Source organism: Microbacterium sp. Bi121 (genome assembly GCF_918698005.1).
GTDB lineage: Bacteria > Actinomycetota > Actinomycetes > Actinomycetales > Microbacteriaceae > Microbacterium.
The window spans coordinates 16540-33720 of sequence record NZ_CAKKLJ010000003.1; the positions used below are offsets into that span (position 1 = coordinate 16540).

General features: G+C 68.6%; 18 protein-coding genes. 13 read left to right on the plus strand and 5 right to left on the minus strand.

The features are described from left to right. The 5 genes from LQZ87_RS04960 to LQZ87_RS04980 all read left to right on the plus strand — a co-directional run bounded on the left by LQZ87_RS04960 (position 1) and on the right by LQZ87_RS04980 (position 5926). Positions 1-981 carry a glycosyltransferase family A protein gene (locus tag LQZ87_RS04960; protein WP_230102365.1) on the plus strand — a complete coding sequence of 327 codons (981 nt, stop codon included), beginning with the start codon at positions 1-3 and terminating at the stop codon, positions 979-981. Then, positions 978-2372 (plus strand): alpha-2,8-polysialyltransferase family protein, encoded by a 1395-nt coding sequence (locus tag LQZ87_RS04965; protein ID WP_230102366.1) that lies wholly within the window; start codon positions 978-980, stop codon positions 2370-2372. The genes LQZ87_RS04960 and LQZ87_RS04965 overlap by 4 nt, the downstream gene beginning before the upstream one ends. Further along, positions 2369-3553 carry an acylneuraminate cytidylyltransferase gene (locus LQZ87_RS04970; protein ID WP_230102367.1) on the plus strand — a complete coding sequence of 395 codons (1185 nt, stop codon included), beginning with the start codon at positions 2369-2371 and terminating at the stop codon, positions 3551-3553. Before LQZ87_RS04965 ends, LQZ87_RS04970 begins: the two co-directional genes overlap by 4 nt. Before the next feature lie 86 nt (positions 3554-3639). Further along, positions 3640-4512, plus strand: coding sequence for an N-acetylneuraminate synthase family protein (locus LQZ87_RS04975; RefSeq protein WP_230102368.1), 873 nt, complete (start codon positions 3640-3642; stop codon positions 4510-4512). 4 nt (positions 4513-4516) lie between these two features. Then, positions 4517-5926 carry a DUF6716 putative glycosyltransferase gene (locus LQZ87_RS04980; RefSeq protein WP_230102369.1) on the plus strand — a complete coding sequence of 470 codons (1410 nt, stop codon included), beginning with the start codon at positions 4517-4519 and terminating at the stop codon, positions 5924-5926. A 112-nt stretch (positions 5927-6038) separates the two neighbouring features. Here the strand turns inward: LQZ87_RS04980 and LQZ87_RS04985 are convergent, their stop codons facing one another. Beyond that, positions 6039-6899 (minus strand): hypothetical protein, encoded by an 861-nt coding sequence (locus tag LQZ87_RS04985; RefSeq protein WP_230102370.1) that lies wholly within the window; start codon positions 6897-6899, stop codon positions 6039-6041. A 45-nt stretch (positions 6900-6944) separates the two neighbouring features. Between LQZ87_RS04985 and LQZ87_RS04990 the strand changes: the two genes are divergently transcribed. From LQZ87_RS04990 to rplI, 5 genes are all read left to right on the plus strand, one after another. Then, positions 6945-7907, plus strand: coding sequence for a cation diffusion facilitator family transporter (locus LQZ87_RS04990; RefSeq protein WP_230102371.1), 963 nt, complete (start codon positions 6945-6947; stop codon positions 7905-7907). Between the two features lie 120 nt (positions 7908-8027). Continuing rightward, positions 8028-8396: a 30S ribosomal protein S6 gene (gene rpsF, locus LQZ87_RS04995; protein ID WP_147038991.1), complete on the plus strand. Its 369-nt coding sequence runs from the start codon at positions 8028-8030 to the stop codon at positions 8394-8396. 5 nt (positions 8397-8401) lie between these two features. Continuing rightward, positions 8402-8908, plus strand: a complete 507-nt coding sequence (locus LQZ87_RS05000) for a single-stranded DNA-binding protein (protein ID WP_147038990.1) — start codon at positions 8402-8404, stop codon at positions 8906-8908. A 47-nt stretch (positions 8909-8955) separates the two neighbouring features. Next, on the plus strand, positions 8956-9210 hold the full coding sequence (gene rpsR / locus LQZ87_RS05005; protein WP_071641238.1) for a 30S ribosomal protein S18: 255 nt from the start codon (positions 8956-8958) through the stop codon (positions 9208-9210). A gap of 11 nt (positions 9211-9221) precedes the next feature. Continuing rightward, positions 9222-9674: a 50S ribosomal protein L9 gene (rplI, locus tag LQZ87_RS05010; RefSeq protein ID WP_230102372.1), complete on the plus strand. Its 453-nt coding sequence runs from the start codon at positions 9222-9224 to the stop codon at positions 9672-9674. 108 nt (positions 9675-9782) lie between these two features. Here rplI and LQZ87_RS05015 read toward each other — a convergent pair whose 3' ends face one another. Continuing rightward, on the minus strand, positions 9783-11312 hold the full coding sequence (locus tag LQZ87_RS05015) for a chaplin family protein (protein ID WP_230102373.1): 1530 nt from the start codon (positions 11310-11312) through the stop codon (positions 9783-9785). 90 nt (positions 11313-11402) lie between these two features. Beyond that, on the minus strand, positions 11403-12452 hold the full coding sequence (locus tag LQZ87_RS05020) for a hypothetical protein (RefSeq protein ID WP_230102374.1): 1050 nt from the start codon (positions 12450-12452) through the stop codon (positions 11403-11405). 527 nt (positions 12453-12979) lie between these two features. Here LQZ87_RS05020 and dnaB point away from each other — a divergent pair. The 3 genes from dnaB to LQZ87_RS05035 all read left to right on the plus strand — a co-directional run bounded on the left by dnaB (position 12980) and on the right by LQZ87_RS05035 (position 16177). After that, positions 12980-14353 carry a replicative DNA helicase gene (dnaB, locus tag LQZ87_RS05025; RefSeq protein WP_290368245.1) on the plus strand — a complete coding sequence of 458 codons (1374 nt, stop codon included), beginning with the start codon at positions 12980-12982 and terminating at the stop codon, positions 14351-14353. A 61-nt stretch (positions 14354-14414) separates the two neighbouring features. Continuing rightward, positions 14415-14810 (plus strand): hypothetical protein, encoded by a 396-nt coding sequence (locus LQZ87_RS05030; protein WP_230102375.1) that lies wholly within the window; start codon positions 14415-14417, stop codon positions 14808-14810. Continuing rightward, positions 14807-16177 carry an MFS transporter gene (locus LQZ87_RS05035; RefSeq protein ID WP_230102376.1) on the plus strand — a complete coding sequence of 457 codons (1371 nt, stop codon included), beginning with the start codon at positions 14807-14809 and terminating at the stop codon, positions 16175-16177. Before LQZ87_RS05030 ends, LQZ87_RS05035 begins: the two co-directional genes overlap by 4 nt. Here the strand turns inward: LQZ87_RS05035 and LQZ87_RS05040 are convergent. Together LQZ87_RS05040 and LQZ87_RS15240 are read right to left on the minus strand one after the other, a co-directional pair. Further along, positions 16167-16952 carry a DNA/RNA non-specific endonuclease gene (locus tag LQZ87_RS05040; RefSeq protein ID WP_230102377.1) on the minus strand — a complete coding sequence of 262 codons (786 nt, stop codon included), beginning with the start codon at positions 16950-16952 and terminating at the stop codon, positions 16167-16169. The genes LQZ87_RS05035 and LQZ87_RS05040 overlap by 11 nt on opposite strands. A gap of 31 nt (positions 16953-16983) precedes the next feature. Beyond that, entirely contained in the window at positions 16984-17175 is a 192-nt protein-coding gene (locus LQZ87_RS15240) for a hypothetical protein (RefSeq protein ID WP_363317986.1), read from the minus strand. Between the last annotated feature and the right edge of the window lie 6 nt (positions 17176-17181).

Below are 17181 nucleotides of genomic sequence, written 5' to 3' on the forward strand. Positions count from 1 at the left end.
ATGCGCAGCGCACAGGTCACCGCGATCCTCCCCGCCAAGGATGCCGCACCGTACATCGGCACCACGCTCGAGACGCTGCTGCGCCAGTTCGAAGACACCTCTGCCCTCAAGCTCGTCGCGATCGACGACGGCTCCAGCGACGGGACAGGCGACATCATGCGTGCGTACGCCGAGCGGTTCGCCCACGCCGAGGTGCTCGGAAACGCGTCGCCCAGCGGTCTCGCCACGGCTCGCAACCAGGGCCTCGCCCGTGTCGAGGGCGACGCCTTCTGCTTCATCGACGGCGACGACTGGATGCAGCCGCACCGGCTGCAGGTCCTCACCGAGAAGCTGCACGGGTTGGACTGCGACTTCCTGCGGACCGACCACGTCCGGGTGACCGGCCAGGAGCGCACTCTCGTGCGGGCTCCGCACCCGTGGCGCGGCGTCGTCGCCTCGCCGCGCGACGCGATCCTCCCCGCCGACGACAAGACCATGGTCGACTACCCGTTCGCGTGGGCCGGCATCCTCCACCGCCGCGTGATCGACGACGGGCTGGCCGCCTTCCCCGACGGGCTGTTCACCGCCGAGGACCGGCCGTGGATCTGGCGGCTGCACCTGCAGGCTCGGCGCTTCGCGGTCGTCGACGCCCCGGCGCTGCTGTATCGCCGCGGGGTCGCGACCTCGCTCACCCAGGTGCACGATCGCCGCCAGCTCGACTTCGCGCGCGCCATGGCGCAGGTGCTCGAGATCGTGCGGGCGGATGCCGAGGCCGAGCGCTTCCTCCCCAAAGCGGTGCAGACGGTCCTGGCCCTGAGCTCGCACCACATGGTGCGCTCGCGGCGCATGGACGCCGGGCTCCGCCGTGACATGCGCCGCAGCATCCGGGGCCTGCTCGCGACCCTTCCCGCCGACGACGCCGCGCGCGCCCTGCAGCGACTCGACGGATCGCGCCGCCGGGTGCTGGCGCGATCGCTGCGGAAGGCGGGGCGCACGACGTGACCGTCCTGTTCGCGCTGCACAGCGCCTACGGCCTGACCACCGCGGCCGCCGCCATCGACGAGGGGCTGTTCGGGGGCGACGGGCAGTGGGGCAGCGGCGAGCGGGTTCTCGTGCCGTTCAACTCCGCTCGGGTGCCGGAGACGACGGTCGGCATCGACGCCCACGCCGGGCTGGCTTCACTGCGCGTCCGGTTCGATCGGGTCGAGTCGCTCGACGCGCTGCTGCAGCCGCGGCATCCGAGCTCCTGGGCACCTCCCGCCGACGAGTTCCCGGTCCTCCGCCGCCTGCTCGAGCGCGCATGGAACCTCGACGACGACCTCGAACTGTGCGTGCAGAGTCCGCAGGTCGCGCCGGCCAGCACGTTGATGGCGCTGTTCCCGAACGCGCGCCTGACGATCATCGGCGACGGACTCATGACGTATTCGCCGATCCGCGTGCAGCTGCCCCGTACTGTCGTCGCGCGCATCGGTCGCGTGGTCTACGCCGACGTCGTCCCCGGCGTCGAACCGCTCGTGTTCCGGGAATCGGGGGCCGCGCGGACGCCGGTGCCGGCCGCTCGCTTCGCCGCAGCACTTGAGGAGACCGCACTCGCTGAGACCGGGGGATCCGACCCCGAGCTCGACGCGCTCGCCGACGGCACGCCGTCTGATGAACGAGGCACCGCGCTCGTGCTCGGGCAGTATCTCGCAGCCCTCGGCCTCGTCTCGTCCGACGAGGAAGTCGGGATGCAGCAGGACATGATCGACGCGGCGCTGCAGTGGAAGCCCGCCCGCATCGTGTTCAAGCCGCACCCGTCGGCGCCGCCCGCGCTCACCGACGCGGTGCGCGAGCGCGCGGAGAGCCATGGCCTCGACTTCGTCGTCTACCGCGGGCCGGTGCCGGCCGAGATCGTCGCTGAGCGATTGGATGCCGTCGGGGTCGTCGCCGGGTTCTCCACCGCCCTGCCGACCATCCGCGCTCTGTACGGACGGCCGATCGCCTCGGTAGGAACGCGCCGGATGCTGCGCGGTCTGAGTCCCTTCGAGAACAGCAATCGCGTGCCGACGACGATCGTCGACGCGCTCACCCGCTCGGATTCGCCCTACGCCGACCCTGAGCGACTGCAGCTGCTGACCGACGCGGTCGGCTACGCGATGCAGCCGAAGATCGCGGCATCCCTGCGTCCCCGCGCCGAGGAACTGCTTCGTTCGATGCCGCAGATCGAGCGCGACCGGTACTTCGACCCGGCGCGGCTGGCAAAGCTGCGACTGCCCGGTGCTCCGGTCGAGAGCCTGCCCCGACGCATGCTGCGCTCGGCCGGGGGAGTGGGTCGCGTCGAGGAGCTGCGCCTGACGATCCATGGCGCGCGTCGTCGCGCAGCCCGAGCATGGAAGGCGGTGCGCGGGCTATGACGCACGCACTCACGGTCGCGATCATCCCCGCGCGCGGGGGGTCGAAGGGCGTTCCGCGCAAGAACCTCCGTCTGGTCGGCGGAGTGCCGCTCGTCGAGCGCGCCGTGCGGGCGGCGGCCGCGGCATCCAGGATCGATCTCGTCGTCGTCACGACCGATGATGCCGAGATCTCCGCGGCGAGCACCGCAGCGGGCGCGATGGTCGTCCAGCGCCCTGCGGGCCTCGCGGGCGACGAGGCATCCTCCGAGAGCGCGCTGCTGCACGCGATCGACGCGCTCGAAGCCGACGGTGAGACCGTCGGCACGGTGGTCTTCGTGCAGGCGACCTCGCCGTTCATCCCCTCAGCCGGGATCGACGAGGCGGTCTCGCATATCCGTGAAGACCGATACGACAGCGTCTTCTCCGCGTTCGAGACCTACGGGTTCCTGTGGCGTCGCGACGAGCACGGACATGCCGAGGCGATCAACCACGACGCCGAACACCGCCCGCGGCGGCAGGATCGCGAGCCGCACTACCTCGAGACCGGAGCGTTCTACGCCTTCACAGCGGCAGGGTTCCGCGCGGCGGGGCACCGCTTCTTCGGACGCATCGGCATCGTCGAGGTACCGGAGCGCACCGCGATCGAGATCGACGACGAACAGCAGCTCGCTGTGGCATCCGCCATCGCCGCACTCGATGAGCCGTCCGTCGATGCAGCCCAGCCGGAGTCGATCCCTGCGAAAGCGATCGTCACGGACTTCGACGGCGTCCACACCGACGACACCGCCTTCGTCGACAGCGAGGGGCGCGAGTTCGTCCGGGTCAGCCGCGCGGACGGCATGGGCGTCTCGCGGCTGCGCCGGACCGGCATCCCGATGCTCATCATCTCGACCGAGACGAACTCGGTCGTCGGCGCTCGAGGGCGCAAGCTGCGGGTTCCCGTTCTGCAGGCGATCGACGACAAGGCAGCAGCGCTCTCCGAGTGGGCGGGCGAGCAGGGCATCGCGCTCGACGACATCGCCTATCTCGGCAACGACGTCAACGATCTCGGGGCGATGGCCATCGTGGGCTGGCCGATCGCCGTCGCCGACGCCCGCCCGGAGGTGCGCGCTGCCGCCCGCGTCGTCCTGTCGCACGGCGGCGGCGATGGGGCGGTGCGCGAGCTCATCGAGCGCGTTCTGCTCGCCGACCGGCCCCGGTAACCTCCGCGTCTCGCGCCGTTCAAAGTCGGGGCGTACCCAGGAGAGATGGGGCATTTCCGGCCTCAGGCCGTACGACAGGAGGCGACATGACCGTCAGCATCGGCTCACACGTGATCGGCGGGGGCCGCCCGGCCTATGTCATCGCGGAGATCGGCCTGAACCACAACGGCGACGTGGAGATCGCGAAGCGTCTCATCGACGTCGCGGCGAACGCGGGCGCGAACGCCGTGAAGTTCCAGAAGCGCACGCCCGAGATCGCGACACCGGAGCACATGCGCGACGTCCAGCGGGAGACGCCGTGGGGCACGATGAGTTATCTGGACTACCGCCGCCGCGTGGAGTTCGGGCGCGACGAGTACATCGAGGTCGGCGATTACGCCACGATGCGCGGACTCGACTGGTTCGCCTCGCCGTGGGACGTGCCGAGCGTCGAGTTCCTCGAAGAGCTGAACGTCGTCGCGCACAAGGTGGCTTCGGCATCCCTCACCGACACCGAGCTCCTCGAGGCTCTTCGCGAGACGGGCAAGCCGATCATCCTCTCGACGGGCATGTCGACGATGGATCAGATCGATCGCGCGATGGACGTCCTGAACACCGATCGCGTCATCCTCATGCACGCGACGTCGACATATCCGATGGAGCCCGACGAGGCGAACATCCGCATGATCTCCACGCTGCGTGACAGGTTCGCCGGCGTGCCGATCGGATACTCCGGTCACGAGCGAGGGTTGCAGATCTCGCTCGCAGCCGTGGCGCTGGGTGCCGTCGCCGTCGAACGGCACATCACGCTCGACCGCACGATGTGGGGCTCCGACCACGCGGCTTCGCTCGAGCCCGGCGGGCTCGAGCACCTCGTGCGCGACATCCGCATCATCGAGACCGCGCTCGGCGACGGCGTCAAGCGCGTCTTCCCCGGTGAACAGGCGCCGATGGCGAAGCTGCGGCGGGTGGGCGCCTGAGCTCATGAACCCAGAGCCGCGCGCTTCCGAACTTCGAGTCGTGGCGATCGGCGATGCCGACTCCTTCGTGAAGTGGTCGGCGTCGTTGCTGGACGCCGTGCCTGGCATCCGCCGTCACATGCTGCTCGTGCGCACGCCGCTCACGGTCAGCCGCGAGCAGGAGCACATGGCCCTCGCCGGCACGAGCTTCGGCGGTGAATCGGTCACGAGGCTCGGCTTCGACGAGGTTCGCGGCTGGCTGCAGGGGCACCTGCCCGATGTCGTCGTGCTCGCCGGCCGCGGGCACTTCGTGCGGCTGATAGCACGGGTGATCGACCGTCTTCCGCAACGACCGGTGGTCGTGAGCGGACTGCCGGGGATGTCGATCCCGGCCTTGCGCGGTGCGCTCGAGTACCGTCGCGAATCCGATCTGCTCGTGCTGCACTCGCACCGTGAGATCCGGGCCTTCGAGGCTCTGGCCGATCGGCTCGGCATCGTCGTTCCGACGGCCCTCGCGACCCTGCCGTACGCGCGCACCGCGTCAACGGCGAGCGCTCTCTCCCGTTCGCGCGCGGGAGCCGTGGATGCCGTCGGCTCCGGCGCGTCGGATCGCGATCAGCGGATGCCGCGCGGCGGCCTTGCAGTCGCCGAGCGCGAGCGCCGAGGCACCGATCTGATCTTCGCCGCGCAGGCTCTCGTCCCCGCGGAGCGCCATGAGCGCGAGGCGCTCGTCGACATCCTGCGCCGGGCGGCAGCGGCCAGACCGAACCGGCGCGTGGTCGTCAAACTTCGGTCGCGGCCAGGAGAGGCCGAGACGCACCTCGAGCGCGATGCCTACGCCGAGCTGCTGGCGAATCGGCCGGCGAACCTCGTCTTCTCGTACGAGCCGATGGCTCTTGCGCTCTCCCGTGCCGAGGGACTGGTCACGGTCAGCTCGACCGCGGCCGTCGAGGCGATCGCGCGCGGCATCCCGGTCATCGCCCTCAGCACGTTCGGGGTCGAGAAGTCGCTCCTGAACACGGTGTTCGTGGGCAGCGGTCTGCTCGGCGACGCCGACGACGTCGTCGCGCGGCGGTTCCGGCATCCCGAGGCCGATTGGATGCACGACAACTACTTCCATGCCCCGCATGAGTCGGACTGGTGGAGCCGCGTTCAGGAACTCGTCACCCTCCGCCGCGGCGGGGCGCTGCCGGCGAAAGTCGTGCCCACCGGACGCGGCGGTGCGCTGCGGGCGGCGTGGCACCGCAAGAGCGTGCTGGGCTCGGAGGACCGCTCGGTCGCCGGCACTCTCGCGCTCGGCATCGGAGCACCGCTGGTCGACGGCATCCTCGGGATGCGCCGTGCGCGCGGCCGTGCGGGCGAGGACACCTGGGCAGACATCACGACGGACTACACGCTCGAGCCGCGTCCGCAGAAGGACCCCGTCCGCCGCTGAGCCCAGGCGGTGCTGGGCGCTACGCGCCCGATGGGAGAAGGATCTCTCGGCTTCCGGAGCATCCGGACCCGCGAAATCCTTCTTCGCTGGGAGGAACAGGGAACGCGAGCGTTCAGCGGTTGATCTCGTCGGAGTCCCAGTGGGGCGACGAGCTCTCGCGGATCGGCAGCGCTTCGATCGCGGGGTCCGCGCAGATCGCACGGACCAGCTCGTGCGAACCGGCCACGACCGTCGAGTCGAAGTCGATCTCGCTCACCATGACCCACGCGCGGTCGGCGGGCCACAACAGGCTCAGTGGTTGATCGCCCCATGGCGCCCGGCTCTGCCACTCCGGGTCAGCGAAGTCCGACAACGAACTGGAGAACAGCACGTGACCGCGGTCGGGCAGTTCGAGTCGGGCGCCCTTCGAGATCTCGTCCGATAGGACGCCGGGCTGCCAGGTCGCGCGCTGAAACGGGTTCTCGAACGGATTGCGGAAGCTCTGCCGCAGCACCTGCTGATGAACCTCGTCGTCACTGAACGAGAGCGATGCTTGAGACGGCCCGGTGCCCGTGTACCCGAGCATCCCGCCCCAGCCTTCCCAGGCCGCCGCGACACAGGAGTCCGGCGTCGTAGTGTGCGTCGAGAGATGGTCGACGAGGCGACTCAGGATGCCGGCATCCAGTGCGCCCTCCAGAGGAGCTGCGAACTCGCGACCGTCCGGAGCGATGCGCGAGTGCCAGTCGCCGTCGGAGGGGGTGCGGACCAGGTGCTGCCAGGATGCCTGTGCATGCAGAGTCGTGCCGAAGGCCGCCGCCGCGTCGGCCCACGTGGCGGGATGCTCGACAGCATCCGGCGCGCGATGGACAAACCCAGGATGGAACACCCGCGCATACGCCTCGTACCCGTGCGGAACGAAGTGGTGCATCGACCAGTCGTCGTCGAGGCGCGCACGCAACCAGTCGCCGACCGAGACGTCCGAGATCCACTCCATGCCGACCACGGTACCCGCCGCCCCCAGCGGGCGTAGCCTGGGCGCGTGACGGTGCTCATCGCGTTCCTCGCCAACGTCCTCGTCGCGATCGCCAAGACGGTCGCGGCGATCATCACGTCCTCAGCGTCCATGGTCGCGGAGGCCGCGCACTCGTGGGCGGATGCCGGCAACGAGATCTTCCTGCTCATCGCCGACCGGCAGGGCGGCCGCAAGAAGGATGAGCGCCATCCCCTCGGCTACGGCCGCAGTGCGTTCGTCTGGTCGCTGATCGCCGCCTTCGGCATCTTCACCGCCGGCGCGATCGTGTCGATCATGCACGGCATCCAGGAGCTGGCCTCCGATGAGCCGGTCGAGAGCCCGGTGATCGCGTACATCGTGCTCGGTATCGCATTCGTCCTCGAGGGCGCGTCGTTCACGCAGGCGCTCGTCCGCTCGCGGCGGCTGGCGCGCGAGCGGGGATCGTCGACGTGGGACTTCGTGATCCAGACGAGCGACACGACGCTGCGTGCGGTGTTCTTCGAGGATGCCGCTGCGCTGATCGGTCTGGTCCTTGCCGGCGGATCCATCGCGCTGCATGAGGTGACGGGCGAGGCGGTGTGGGATGCGGTGGGCTCGATCCTCGTCGGCATCCTGTTGGCGATCGTGGCCGTCCTGCTCATCGGCCGGAATCTCGCTTTCATCGTCGGCACCAGCGCATCGCCCGAGCTGCGCTCGCGCGTCGGGCGGGCGCTGCTGGAAGCGCCGGCGATCGAACGCGTCACCTACCTGCACATCGAATACGTCGGCCCGAACCGGCTGTTCATCGTCGCCGAGATCGACCTTTCCGGCGACGAACGCGAGCACGACGTCGCTCGCCGGCTGCGCGAGGTCGAGCGGCAGATCGAAGCGCACGAGGTGGTCGAGACGGCCGTCCTGTCGCTGTCGGTCGACGACGAGCCGTCGCTGGAGTTCGGCGGCGCAGCGCTCGACTCCACAGCCCCGTTCGCGACACGCCCGGATCTGAAGTAGACTGTTGTGGTTGTCTGCCCACCGAACCGCACTCTGCGGCGCGAAGGGCTGGCACGTGCACACACCCTCCTGCTTCCGAGAAAGTCTCGGAAGCCGTTCAAGTCCGAAGGAGGTGGGTAAGTGACGCACCAGTACGAACTCATGGTCATTCTGAACCCTGAGATCGACGAGCGCCAGGTTGCTCCCACGCTCGACAAGTTCCTGAAGGTCATCACCAACGATGGCGGTTCAGTGGACAACGTCGATGTCTGGGGCAAGCGCCGGCTCGCATACGAGATCCAGAAGAAGAACGAGGGCATCTACGCCGTCGTCAACTTCACCGCTACCAGCGAGGCCACGCAGGAGCTCGACCGTCAGCTGAAGCTGAACGAGCAGATCATGCGCACCAAGGTCCTCCGCGCTGAAGAGGCACAGGCGATGATCGCGTCTGAGGCCAAGCGTTCCGAAGAGAAGGCTGCCCGCAAGGCCGCCAAGGCTGCGAAGGCCTGAGTCTCATGGCCGGCGAAACCGTCATCACCGTGGTGGGAAACCTCACGGCCGACCCCGAGCTGCGTTACACGCAGAACGGGCTGCCGGTGGCGAACTTCACCATCGCATCGACGCCGCGAACCTTCGACCGTCAGGCGAACGAGTGGAAGGACGGCGAAGCGCTGTTCCTCCGTGCGTCCGTGTGGCGCGAGTTCGCTGAGCACGTGGCTGGATCACTGACCAAGGGCATGCGCGTCATCGCGCAGGGCCGCCTGCGTCAGCGCTCCTACCAGGACCGTGAGGGCAACAACCGCACGGCCATCGAGCTCGAGGTCGACGAGATCGGCCCGTCGCTGCGTTACGCGACCGCTCAGGTCACGCGCGCTGCTTCCGGCGGCGCAGGTGGCGGCGGCGGACAGCGTCCGGCTCAGCAGCAGCAGGTGTCGGAGGAGCCGTGGTCAACGCCCGGCTCGTCGACCAGTGCAGATGCCTGGAGCACTCCGGGCAGCTTCGGCGACGACACGCCTTTCTAAACAACTTCTGGATGCCACGGCATCCGCTCATTCACTAAGGAAAAACCATGGCTGGAAAGTCGAGCGGCGACCGCCGCAAGCCGCGGAAGGGTGGCAAGCCCACCGCTCCCGCGAAGTCGATCCGGGTTGGCGTCATTGACTACAAGGACGTCGCGACCCTTCGCAAGTTCATCTCGGAGCGTGGAAAGATCCGCGCCCGTCGTATCACCGGAGTCTCGGTGCAGGAGCAGCGTCTGATCGCCAAGGCGATCAAGAACGCACGCGAGATGGCTCTCCTGCCCTACGCCGGCGCTGGCCGCTAAGGGGTACGGAAATGGCAAAGCTGATTCTCACGAACGAAGTTGCCGGGCTCGGAAGCGCCGGTGACGTTGTCGAGGTCAAGAACGGGTACGCCCGTAACTACCTCATCCCCCAGGGCTACGCGACTGCGTGGACCCGTGGTGGCGCCAAGCAGGTCGAGTCGATCCAGGCCGCCCGCAAGGCACGCGCGATCCACGACCGCGACGAGGCTGTGGCACTCAAGGACAAGATCGAGGGCCAGAAGGTCCGCCTGACGGTCAAGGCCGGCAACGGTGGACGCCTGTTCGGCTCGGTCAAGACCGAGCACGTCGCCGACGCTGTCGAGGCCGCAGGCCTGGGCACGATCGACAAGCGCAAGGTGACCATCACCGCGCCGATCAAGTCGACGGGTGACCACGAGGCCACCGTGCGTCTGCACGAGGACGTCGTCGCCGTCATCACCCTTCAGGTCGTCGCCGCCAAGTAAGCAGCACGGCTCGACGGATGCCCCGAGGTCTTCGGACCCCGGGGCATCCGTCTTTTGTGCGCGACGTGCGTCCGCTGGGGACGGACGATCGTCACCCGCTGATGGGGATCAGCCGATGACGTGACGTCGCAGCAGTCCGGCTCCGATGAGCAGCATCATCGCGGCGAGCAGGGCCGGAAGGACCGGGAGGTCCGAACCGGTCATCGCGAGCATGTCGCCGTCTGCTGTTGCGAGATTGCCACCCTGCCCGCTGGGGGCGGGGGCGGTGCCGGGGTTCGCGCCCGGAGTCGTTCCGGGATCAGTCCCGGGCTCAGTGCCGGGCTCGGTTCCAGGATCGGTTCCGGGGTCTGTTCCGGGGTCGGTGCCCGGATCCGTTCCCGGGTCTGTTCCGGGGTCGGTGCCCGGATCCGTTCCCGGGTCGACCGCTGGCACGTCGACCGTCGAGTCGCCGATCACACCCACGGCGTTGCCGCCGATCGTGATCGGAATCGAGATCGGCAGTGCCACCTGCGATCCACCGAGGATCGAGTCCGCACCGCCGGTGAGCATGCCGTCACCGCCGCCGGTGCCGCCGGTCATCGGAGCCGTCATACCTGTCGCCGCACTGGAGCCCAGCGCAGAGATGGCGTTGCCGGTCACTGTGACCGGTGCGGTGACCGGAGCTGCGACCTGCGTGCCGCTTGCGACGCCGTCGGTTCCGTCAGTGGCCGGCGCCGTGCCGCTCGCTTCGCCGGCCGGTGCGGTCGCACCGTTGTCGGTTGCGGTGCTTTCTCCGAGGACGGAGATCGCGTTCCCGGTTGCGTTCACCGGTGCGGTGACCGGGGCCACGGCCTGCGTGCCGCTCGCGACGCCGTCCATGCCTCCGGTGTTCGGCATGGCCGAGGTTCCGGTGCTCGGTGTGGTCGGCGCGGCGGTCGCACCGTTGTCGGTCGCGGTGCTCTCTCCGAGGACGGAGACCGCGTTGCCCGTGGCGTTCACCGGTGCGGTGACCGGAGCCATCGCCTGCGTGCCGCTCGCGACACCGTCGGTTCCATCAGTTGCGGCATCCGAGGTGACAGGGGTCGTGGAGACCGGTGCCGGCGACTCGCTCGCCGCCGCCACATCGCTCTCGCCGAGGACGGAGACCGCGTTGCCCGTCACGGTCACCGGCACGTTCACGTCGAGCAGCGCCTGCGTTCCGCTGAGCAGCGAGTCGGTGCCGGACGTCGTCACGGACGGGGTCGCGGGCGCCGCCGGTTCGTTGCTCGCCGGTGCGGCGGGGGCGTCAGCACTGGATGTGCCGAGCACGCTCACCGCGGTGTTGTCGATCGTCACCGGAACATCGACGGTGACCACCGCCTGGGTGCCGGATGCTGTGCCGTCAGCGCCGCTGGTCTGAGCCGTTGGCGTCGACGCGGCTGGCGCCGGGGCCGGCTGGGCTGCAGCGGGCGCCGGAGCATCCGCTGTGGAGGTCCCGAGCAAGGAGATCGCGTTGCCTGTGACATCGACGGGTACCGAGACGGGGATGAGCGCCTGGGTTCCGGAGAGGATGCTGTCCTCTCCATCGGTTTCGGCCGCGTTGGCCGCAGTTGCGCCGAGCAGGGTGATCCCGCCGGCGATCGCGACGCCCCAGAGGGCGCGCTTCACGAAGGTTCGCATGTTGATTCAACTCCTGACTGAAATGGATCCGGAACAGCGCGCGGGTGCGCGCCGATCATCTGTCACCCGCGAGGGATGACCGGACCCTGATCAGTCAGGAGAAGCGTCGGTCTCGGCGACCGGTGAACACGGCAGATCGTCGTCGACGTCGCCGAGGGCACGGTGCCAGGCGTGCAGCGCGTCGGCGGATGCGTCGCTCAGGCGAGCGGCATCACCCACTGACCCTCCGGGCGAGCCGGAGGAGGAGGACGATGGACCGCTGGTGATCCCCGGGGGTGCGTGAGCGGGGCCGGTCGGTCGGACGGGCACACCGGTGGCGTCAGGCTCGGCCGTGGACGTCGCCTGTTCGAAGGCCGGTGTCGCGTACCGCTCGACGAAGGCGGACGATGAGACGAGCACGGCGGTGGATGCTGTGACTCTCGACCCGTCCGTCACGGCATCCGCGCGCGGCGGCAGGTTCACAACCGGCGATTCCACGACGACGTCCGTGCCCGTATCCGCTCCCGGTGTTGAAGGAGCGGGAGGAACGACTGCCTCGACGGCATCCAGAACCGGAGGCACTGCATCTTCTACGGTGCTGCCGAGCGCTGCTGTCGTGGCATCCACCGAGCCGGCGATGTCGGTGACAGCATCCGGGAGGGCGAGGTCATCGACCAGATGCCCGACGATGGGCACGTCGGAGACGACTTCGAGCACGGGGTCGGTGAGCTGAGCGACGGGGGAGTCCTGGAGGGCATCCGTCAGCGGGGTCGTGACCTCCGCGACGGTCTCGGTGGTTGCTTGCGCGACCGGGGTGACGATCGGCGGGACCACGTCGCGGACGACGGGAATCGCCTGGACTGTCGCGGCGACCGTGTTCGTCGCGGGGGCGGCGACTGCCGGGACCGTCTTCGTGACGACGGGTGCCACCTTCTCGACGACGGTGGGGACCGCCTCCTTGACGACGTCGGAGACGAGGCCAGAACCGGCGCCGACAGTCGAGCCGATGAGCGAGGTCACGCCGTCCAGAGGTCCGTCCGCATCCTCATCGGCGTGCGCAGTACCACTGGAGACGAGAAGCGTGAGCGCGGCCCAGGCGAGCACGATGAACGCGCCCCAGCCGATACTGGTCGAGAGCCGACGGGTTGCTGTTGAATTCACGTTCACCTCCCCCTCTGAGGAAACGTCGCGCCAGCATGCCGCGCGTGTTTGTCGAGACCATACCCATGGTTTCGAGGCTTGTCCAGGGGCCTTGATCGACGCCATCAGGGGGTGTACACGGGTCGGACGCGCCCGAGAAAATTCCCTCTTGACTTCTCCCCAAGTTGTACACACCCCGCAGCGGCAGAGGAAACCTTCAATCACTGATTTAAGCAGGTTGCCATCCACAGGGTGGGGAAAAGGGAAATCGCAGGTAAGGGCACAAATAAAAGTCCAACATGAAAGCGCGCCACAGGGTTATCCACACCCGTTCTGCACAGACACTCCGAAGTTGTTCGCACCCTCTCCACAGAGTTATCCACAGGCCGTGTTGCATGGGGAAAACTCCGCTCTTAGCGTGGACGAGCGACGAGATGTCGGTGGTGTGTGGTTCGCTCGCAGTGGCCGCGGAACACTCCGTGGTCGCCTGGCCGGGGAACGCAGCATCCCTTGCCGTAACACCAGCCAGCCGCACCGAAGGGAGCCCCGTGTCGATAGCCGACATCTCGGAGGAGCGACTCGGAGGGCAGCGCAAGCCAGAACGCACCCCGCCGCACGACCTCCTCGCAGAACAGAGTGCCCTCGGCGGCATGCTCCTGTCGAAGGACGCCGTGGCCGACGTGATCGAGACGCTCAAGGGCGCCGACTTCTACATCCCCAAGCACGAGCTCATCTTCGAGGCGATCCTGTCGCTGTATTCGCACGGCGAGCCGACGGACGTCGTCGCCGTCACCGACGAACTGATCAAGACCGGCGAACTCGGCCGCGCAGGTGGCGCCGACTACCTTCACACCCTGACCTCGATCGTCCCCACGGCGGCGAACGCGGGGTACTACGCGAGTATCGTGTCGGAGCGCTCAATCCTCCGCCGCCTCGTCGATGCCGGCACGCGCATCGTGCAACTCGGCTACGACGGCCAGGGCGACGCGACGGACATCGTCAACAACGCGCAGGCCGAGATCTACTCGGTCACAGGCACCGAGACCGCCGAGGACTACGTCCCGCTCACCGTCGCCGTGGATGCCGCGGTCGAGGAGATCGAGGCAGCGAGCGGACGCGATGGCTCGATGACCGGTGTTCCCACCGGGTTCAAAGAGTTGGACGAGCTCACCAACGGCCTGCACGGTGGTCAGATGATCGTCGTCGCCGCAAGGCCGGCCATGGGCAAATCAACGCTGGCTCTCGATTTCGCTCGCGCCGCGGCGATCGGACACAACCAGCCCGCGATCTTCTTCTCGCTCGAGATGGGCAAGAGCGAGATCGCGATGCGTCTGCTCAGTGCAGAGGGCGCCATTCCGCTGCAGCACATGCGCAAGGGAACGCTCGACCCGCGCGACTGGACGACAGTCGCTTCGACGCGTGGCCGCATCAACGACGCGCCGCTGTACATCGACGACAGCCCGAACATGACGCTCGTCGAGATCCGCGCGAAGTGCCGCCGGCTCAAGCAGCGCGCGGGCCTCAAGATGGTCGTGATCGACTACCTGCAGCTGATGACGAGCGGCAAGCGCGTCGAGTCGCGTCAGCAGGAGGTCTCGGAGTTCTCTCGTGCGCTGAAGCTGCTGGCCAAGGAGCTGCAGGTTCCGGTCATCGCGCTCTCGCAGCTGAACCGTGGTTCAGAGGCTCGTCAGGACAAGAAGCCGCAGATCAGCGATCTTCGCGAGTCGGGCTCTATCGAGCAGGATGCCGACATGGTGATCCTGTTGCACCGCGACTCCGTCTACGACAAGGACGTGCGTCCCGGCGAGGCCGACCTCATCGTCGCCAAGCACCGAAACGGCCCGACCGCGACGATCAACGTGGCGTTCCAGGGCCACTACTCGCGCTTCGCCGATATGGCCCCGGGCGGGGACTTCAACTAGCCGACAGCGCGCCGGGCCGCCCGCAGGCACCTGAAGGTAGCTGACCCGCTACGGTGTAGCCGTGGCCTTCGCTCTGGCTCTGACGGTGATCCTCGCTCTGCTCGCGGTGTTTCAGATCGCGCTCGCCGCGGGTGCGCCGTGGGGTCATTTCGCGTGGGGAGGGCAGCACCGTGTGCTGCCGCGGAACCTGCGCATCGGAAGCGGCATCTCGATCGTCATCTACGCGGTCATCGCATTCGTCGCGTGGGAGCGGGTCGGCGCGAGCTCGGTGCTGCCGGACGTCGTGGCGCAGGTCGCGATGTGGGTGGTGTTCGCGTACTTCGCGATCGGCATCGTCATGAACGCGATCTCGCGCAGCAAGCAGGAGCGCTACACCATGACCCCGATCGTGCTCGCGCTGGCCGTGCTGTCACTCCTCATCGCGATGGGTCTCGGCGAACTCGCCATGGCGGCATGACTTCAGCTGACCCTCGCGCTCTCGCCACGGCCGTCGTCACGATCGCGTTCCTCGGAGCGGTGATCGGCGGCGTCGGAGCGCCGCTGATCACGTCGGTCGCGATCGACCTCGGCGTGCCATTGGATGCCGCGCAGTGGACGCTCACGATCACCTTGTTCTCCGGAGCGATCAGCGCCCCCGTTCTCGGTCGTCTGGGTGCCGGTCCTCAGCGCCGATCCACCATCCTCGTCGTCCTTGCGTCGGTAGCCGCCGGGGGGCTGCTCACGGCGCTGCCGCTTCCGTTCTGGACCCTCCTGCTCGGACGCGCCCTCCAAGAGCTCGGGCTCGGCGTCGTCGCGCTGTTGATGAGCGTCGCCCGTGATCACCTGCCCACCGAGCGCGCCCACGCGACGATCGCAACGGTGTCGGTGGCATCCACCGTCGGCATCGGCGTCGCCTACCCGCTCATGGGACTCATCGACCAGCTCATGGGGCTTCGCGCGGCGTACCTGGTCGGGTTCGTGCTGTCGCTCGCTGCCGTGGGCATCGCCGGGTGGATGATCCCCGAAGACCGACCACAACCGCGCTCTCGACTCGATGTGCCCGGTGCCGTGCTGCTGGGCATCGGCATCCTCGGCGTGCTGGCGGCCGTCGCCCAACCGGTCGTCTGGAACGCCCCGTGGGTCGGTACCTGCATCCTCATCGTCGCTGTCGCCGCCATCGCGGGGTGGGTGGTCGTCGAGCGGCGCGCCGCCTCCCCGCTGGTCGATCTCAGATTGCTCGGGCGCGGACCGGTGGTGCGCGCGAACGCCGCGATGCTGTTCGCCGGCGTCGGGATGTATCTGCTCTTCTCGCTGCTGACCCGCTACGTGCAGACCCCTCTCGAGGCCGGGTACGGCCTGGGACTGTCCGGGGCGCTCGCAGGCGCAGCGCTCATCCCGTTCTCTGTGCTGGGCTTCGTCGCGGGGCGCCTCACCCCGCGGTTGAGCGCCTGGCTGACCGCCCGTTGGACGTTCGCCGTCCATGCGAGCTGCGTCGTTGTCGCTGCCGTCGTGTTCGCGGGCGCGCCAGCGCCGTTCGTCCTGACGTTGGCCGCGATGGCGGTTCTCGGCTTCGGTGTCGGCGGAGTGTCGGCGATCATGCCGAGCCTCGTGCTCGACGGCGTGCCGCGGGCCGAGACGTCCAGCGTTCTGTCGATGAACCAGATCGTGCGCAGCATCGGGTTCAGCATCGGCAGCGCTCTGGCAGGGATGCTGCTGGCGTCGACGACAGCGGCCGGCGCAGTGTTCCCGCCGGCAGCCGGATATCCGGCCGCGGCGGTGTGGGTGCTGCCGCTGCTCGTCGTCAGTGCCCTCTTCGTCGTTGCCGCCCCGCAGGTCAGACGATGATGTCCGCGGGCCCGGTCAGCGTGCGCCATCCCTCGGGGCGCGCGGCAGCCTGATCGAGCACGTCAGCGGCCGGCAACGGGCCGAGGTCGATGCCGGTGAGACCGGGGATGTCGCCGATCGGCACCTGGAACGTCCGGAACGCACCCAGCGGCGGCACCGCCAGCACGCCCTGCGACGTGTCGACGAGGTCGGTCTGATCCAGGACGAACCCCGCGGCCGCCAGCCCGCCGGGCGCGTGCCAGGCCGCGATCTTCCAGAACTGCAGAGGAACCCGGATGCCGCGATACGGCGGATCCGCGTCGCCGAGCACAGGCGCGGTGAACACCGAGATGCGCTGGTCGGTCGTCTCGGCGTATGCGAGCACGTGGTCCTCGAGCCCCAGCCAGAGTTCCTTGGACTGGTTGAAGCCGGCCGCCTGCGGCGCGGCGTTCGTGTAGAAGAAGGTCGCTTCCGTGGCATCCCGTGCCTCCTCAGGATCACCCCAACCCGGATCACGGCGACGCACGAGATGCCCCCGATCGAGGTCGTTGCGCGAATAGACCTCGGGGCCGGCCTGCTCGTCGGCATCGATCCGCGGGTCGAGACGCCAGTCGCCGGTGCGGGGCACCTCGCGCAGCTGGGCGCCATCGATGTTCACGCCCGTGACGGCGGCGAACCGGCGCTCTGGAGCGAGCAGAACGGTGAAGCGCGGGTACGCCAGATCGCGAACGTCGCCCGATGGGCGGGGGAGAGGGAGAGACGCGGCCAGGAACTCGGAATCGTATCCGTCGGTCATGGCTCCATCGTGCCCGAGACCTCCGACGTCGTCAGCACCAGAATGCGATGAGTCGGGTGGACACCGCGCGCCCCTGCTCGTAGCCGGCCTCGGCCGCCGGGCGCCTGGCCGACAGATCCATGAGGTCGTCGCCGAACACCGCCACGGCACGGTCATCGGGGAGGATCGTCTCGACCGCACTGCCACCGGCGCGCAGATCGTCGGTCTGCGCCGCGAGTTGCATGCCCCA

Bases quoted from the DNA above. Each gene is read 5' to 3' on its own strand.
- LQZ87_RS04970 (WP_230102367.1), top strand. From the start codon at position 2,369: ATGACGCACGCACTCACGGTCGCGATCATCCCCGCGCGCGGGGGGTCG.
- LQZ87_RS05015 (WP_230102373.1), bottom strand. From the start codon at position 11,312: ATGCGAACCTTCGTGAAGCGCGCCCTCTGGGGCGTCGCGATCGCCGGC.
- LQZ87_RS05035 (WP_230102376.1), top strand. From the start codon at position 14,807: ATGACTTCAGCTGACCCTCGCGCTCTCGCCACGGCCGTCGTCACGATC.
- LQZ87_RS05000 (WP_147038990.1), top strand. From the start codon at position 8,402: ATGGCCGGCGAAACCGTCATCACCGTGGTGGGAAACCTCACGGCCGAC.
- LQZ87_RS04975 (WP_230102368.1), top strand. From the start codon at position 3,640: ATGACCGTCAGCATCGGCTCACACGTGATCGGCGGGGGCCGCCCGGCC.
- LQZ87_RS04980 (WP_230102369.1), top strand. From the start codon at position 4,517: ATGAACCCAGAGCCGCGCGCTTCCGAACTTCGAGTCGTGGCGATCGGC.
- LQZ87_RS04985 (WP_230102370.1), bottom strand. From the start codon at position 6,899: ATGGAGTGGATCTCGGACGTCTCGGTCGGCGACTGGTTGCGTGCGCGC.
- LQZ87_RS15240 (WP_363317986.1), bottom strand. From the start codon at position 17,175: ATGCAACTCGCGGCGCAGACCGACGATCTGCGCGCCGGTGGCAGTGCG.
- LQZ87_RS05040 (WP_230102377.1), bottom strand. From the start codon at position 16,952: ATGACCGACGGATACGATTCCGAGTTCCTGGCCGCGTCTCTCCCTCTC.
- rplI (WP_230102372.1), top strand. From the start codon at position 9,222: ATGGCAAAGCTGATTCTCACGAACGAAGTTGCCGGGCTCGGAAGCGCC.
- LQZ87_RS04960 (WP_230102365.1), top strand. From the start codon at position 1: ATGCGCAGCGCACAGGTCACCGCGATCCTCCCCGCCAAGGATGCCGCA.
- rpsR (WP_071641238.1), top strand. From the start codon at position 8,956: ATGGCTGGAAAGTCGAGCGGCGACCGCCGCAAGCCGCGGAAGGGTGGC.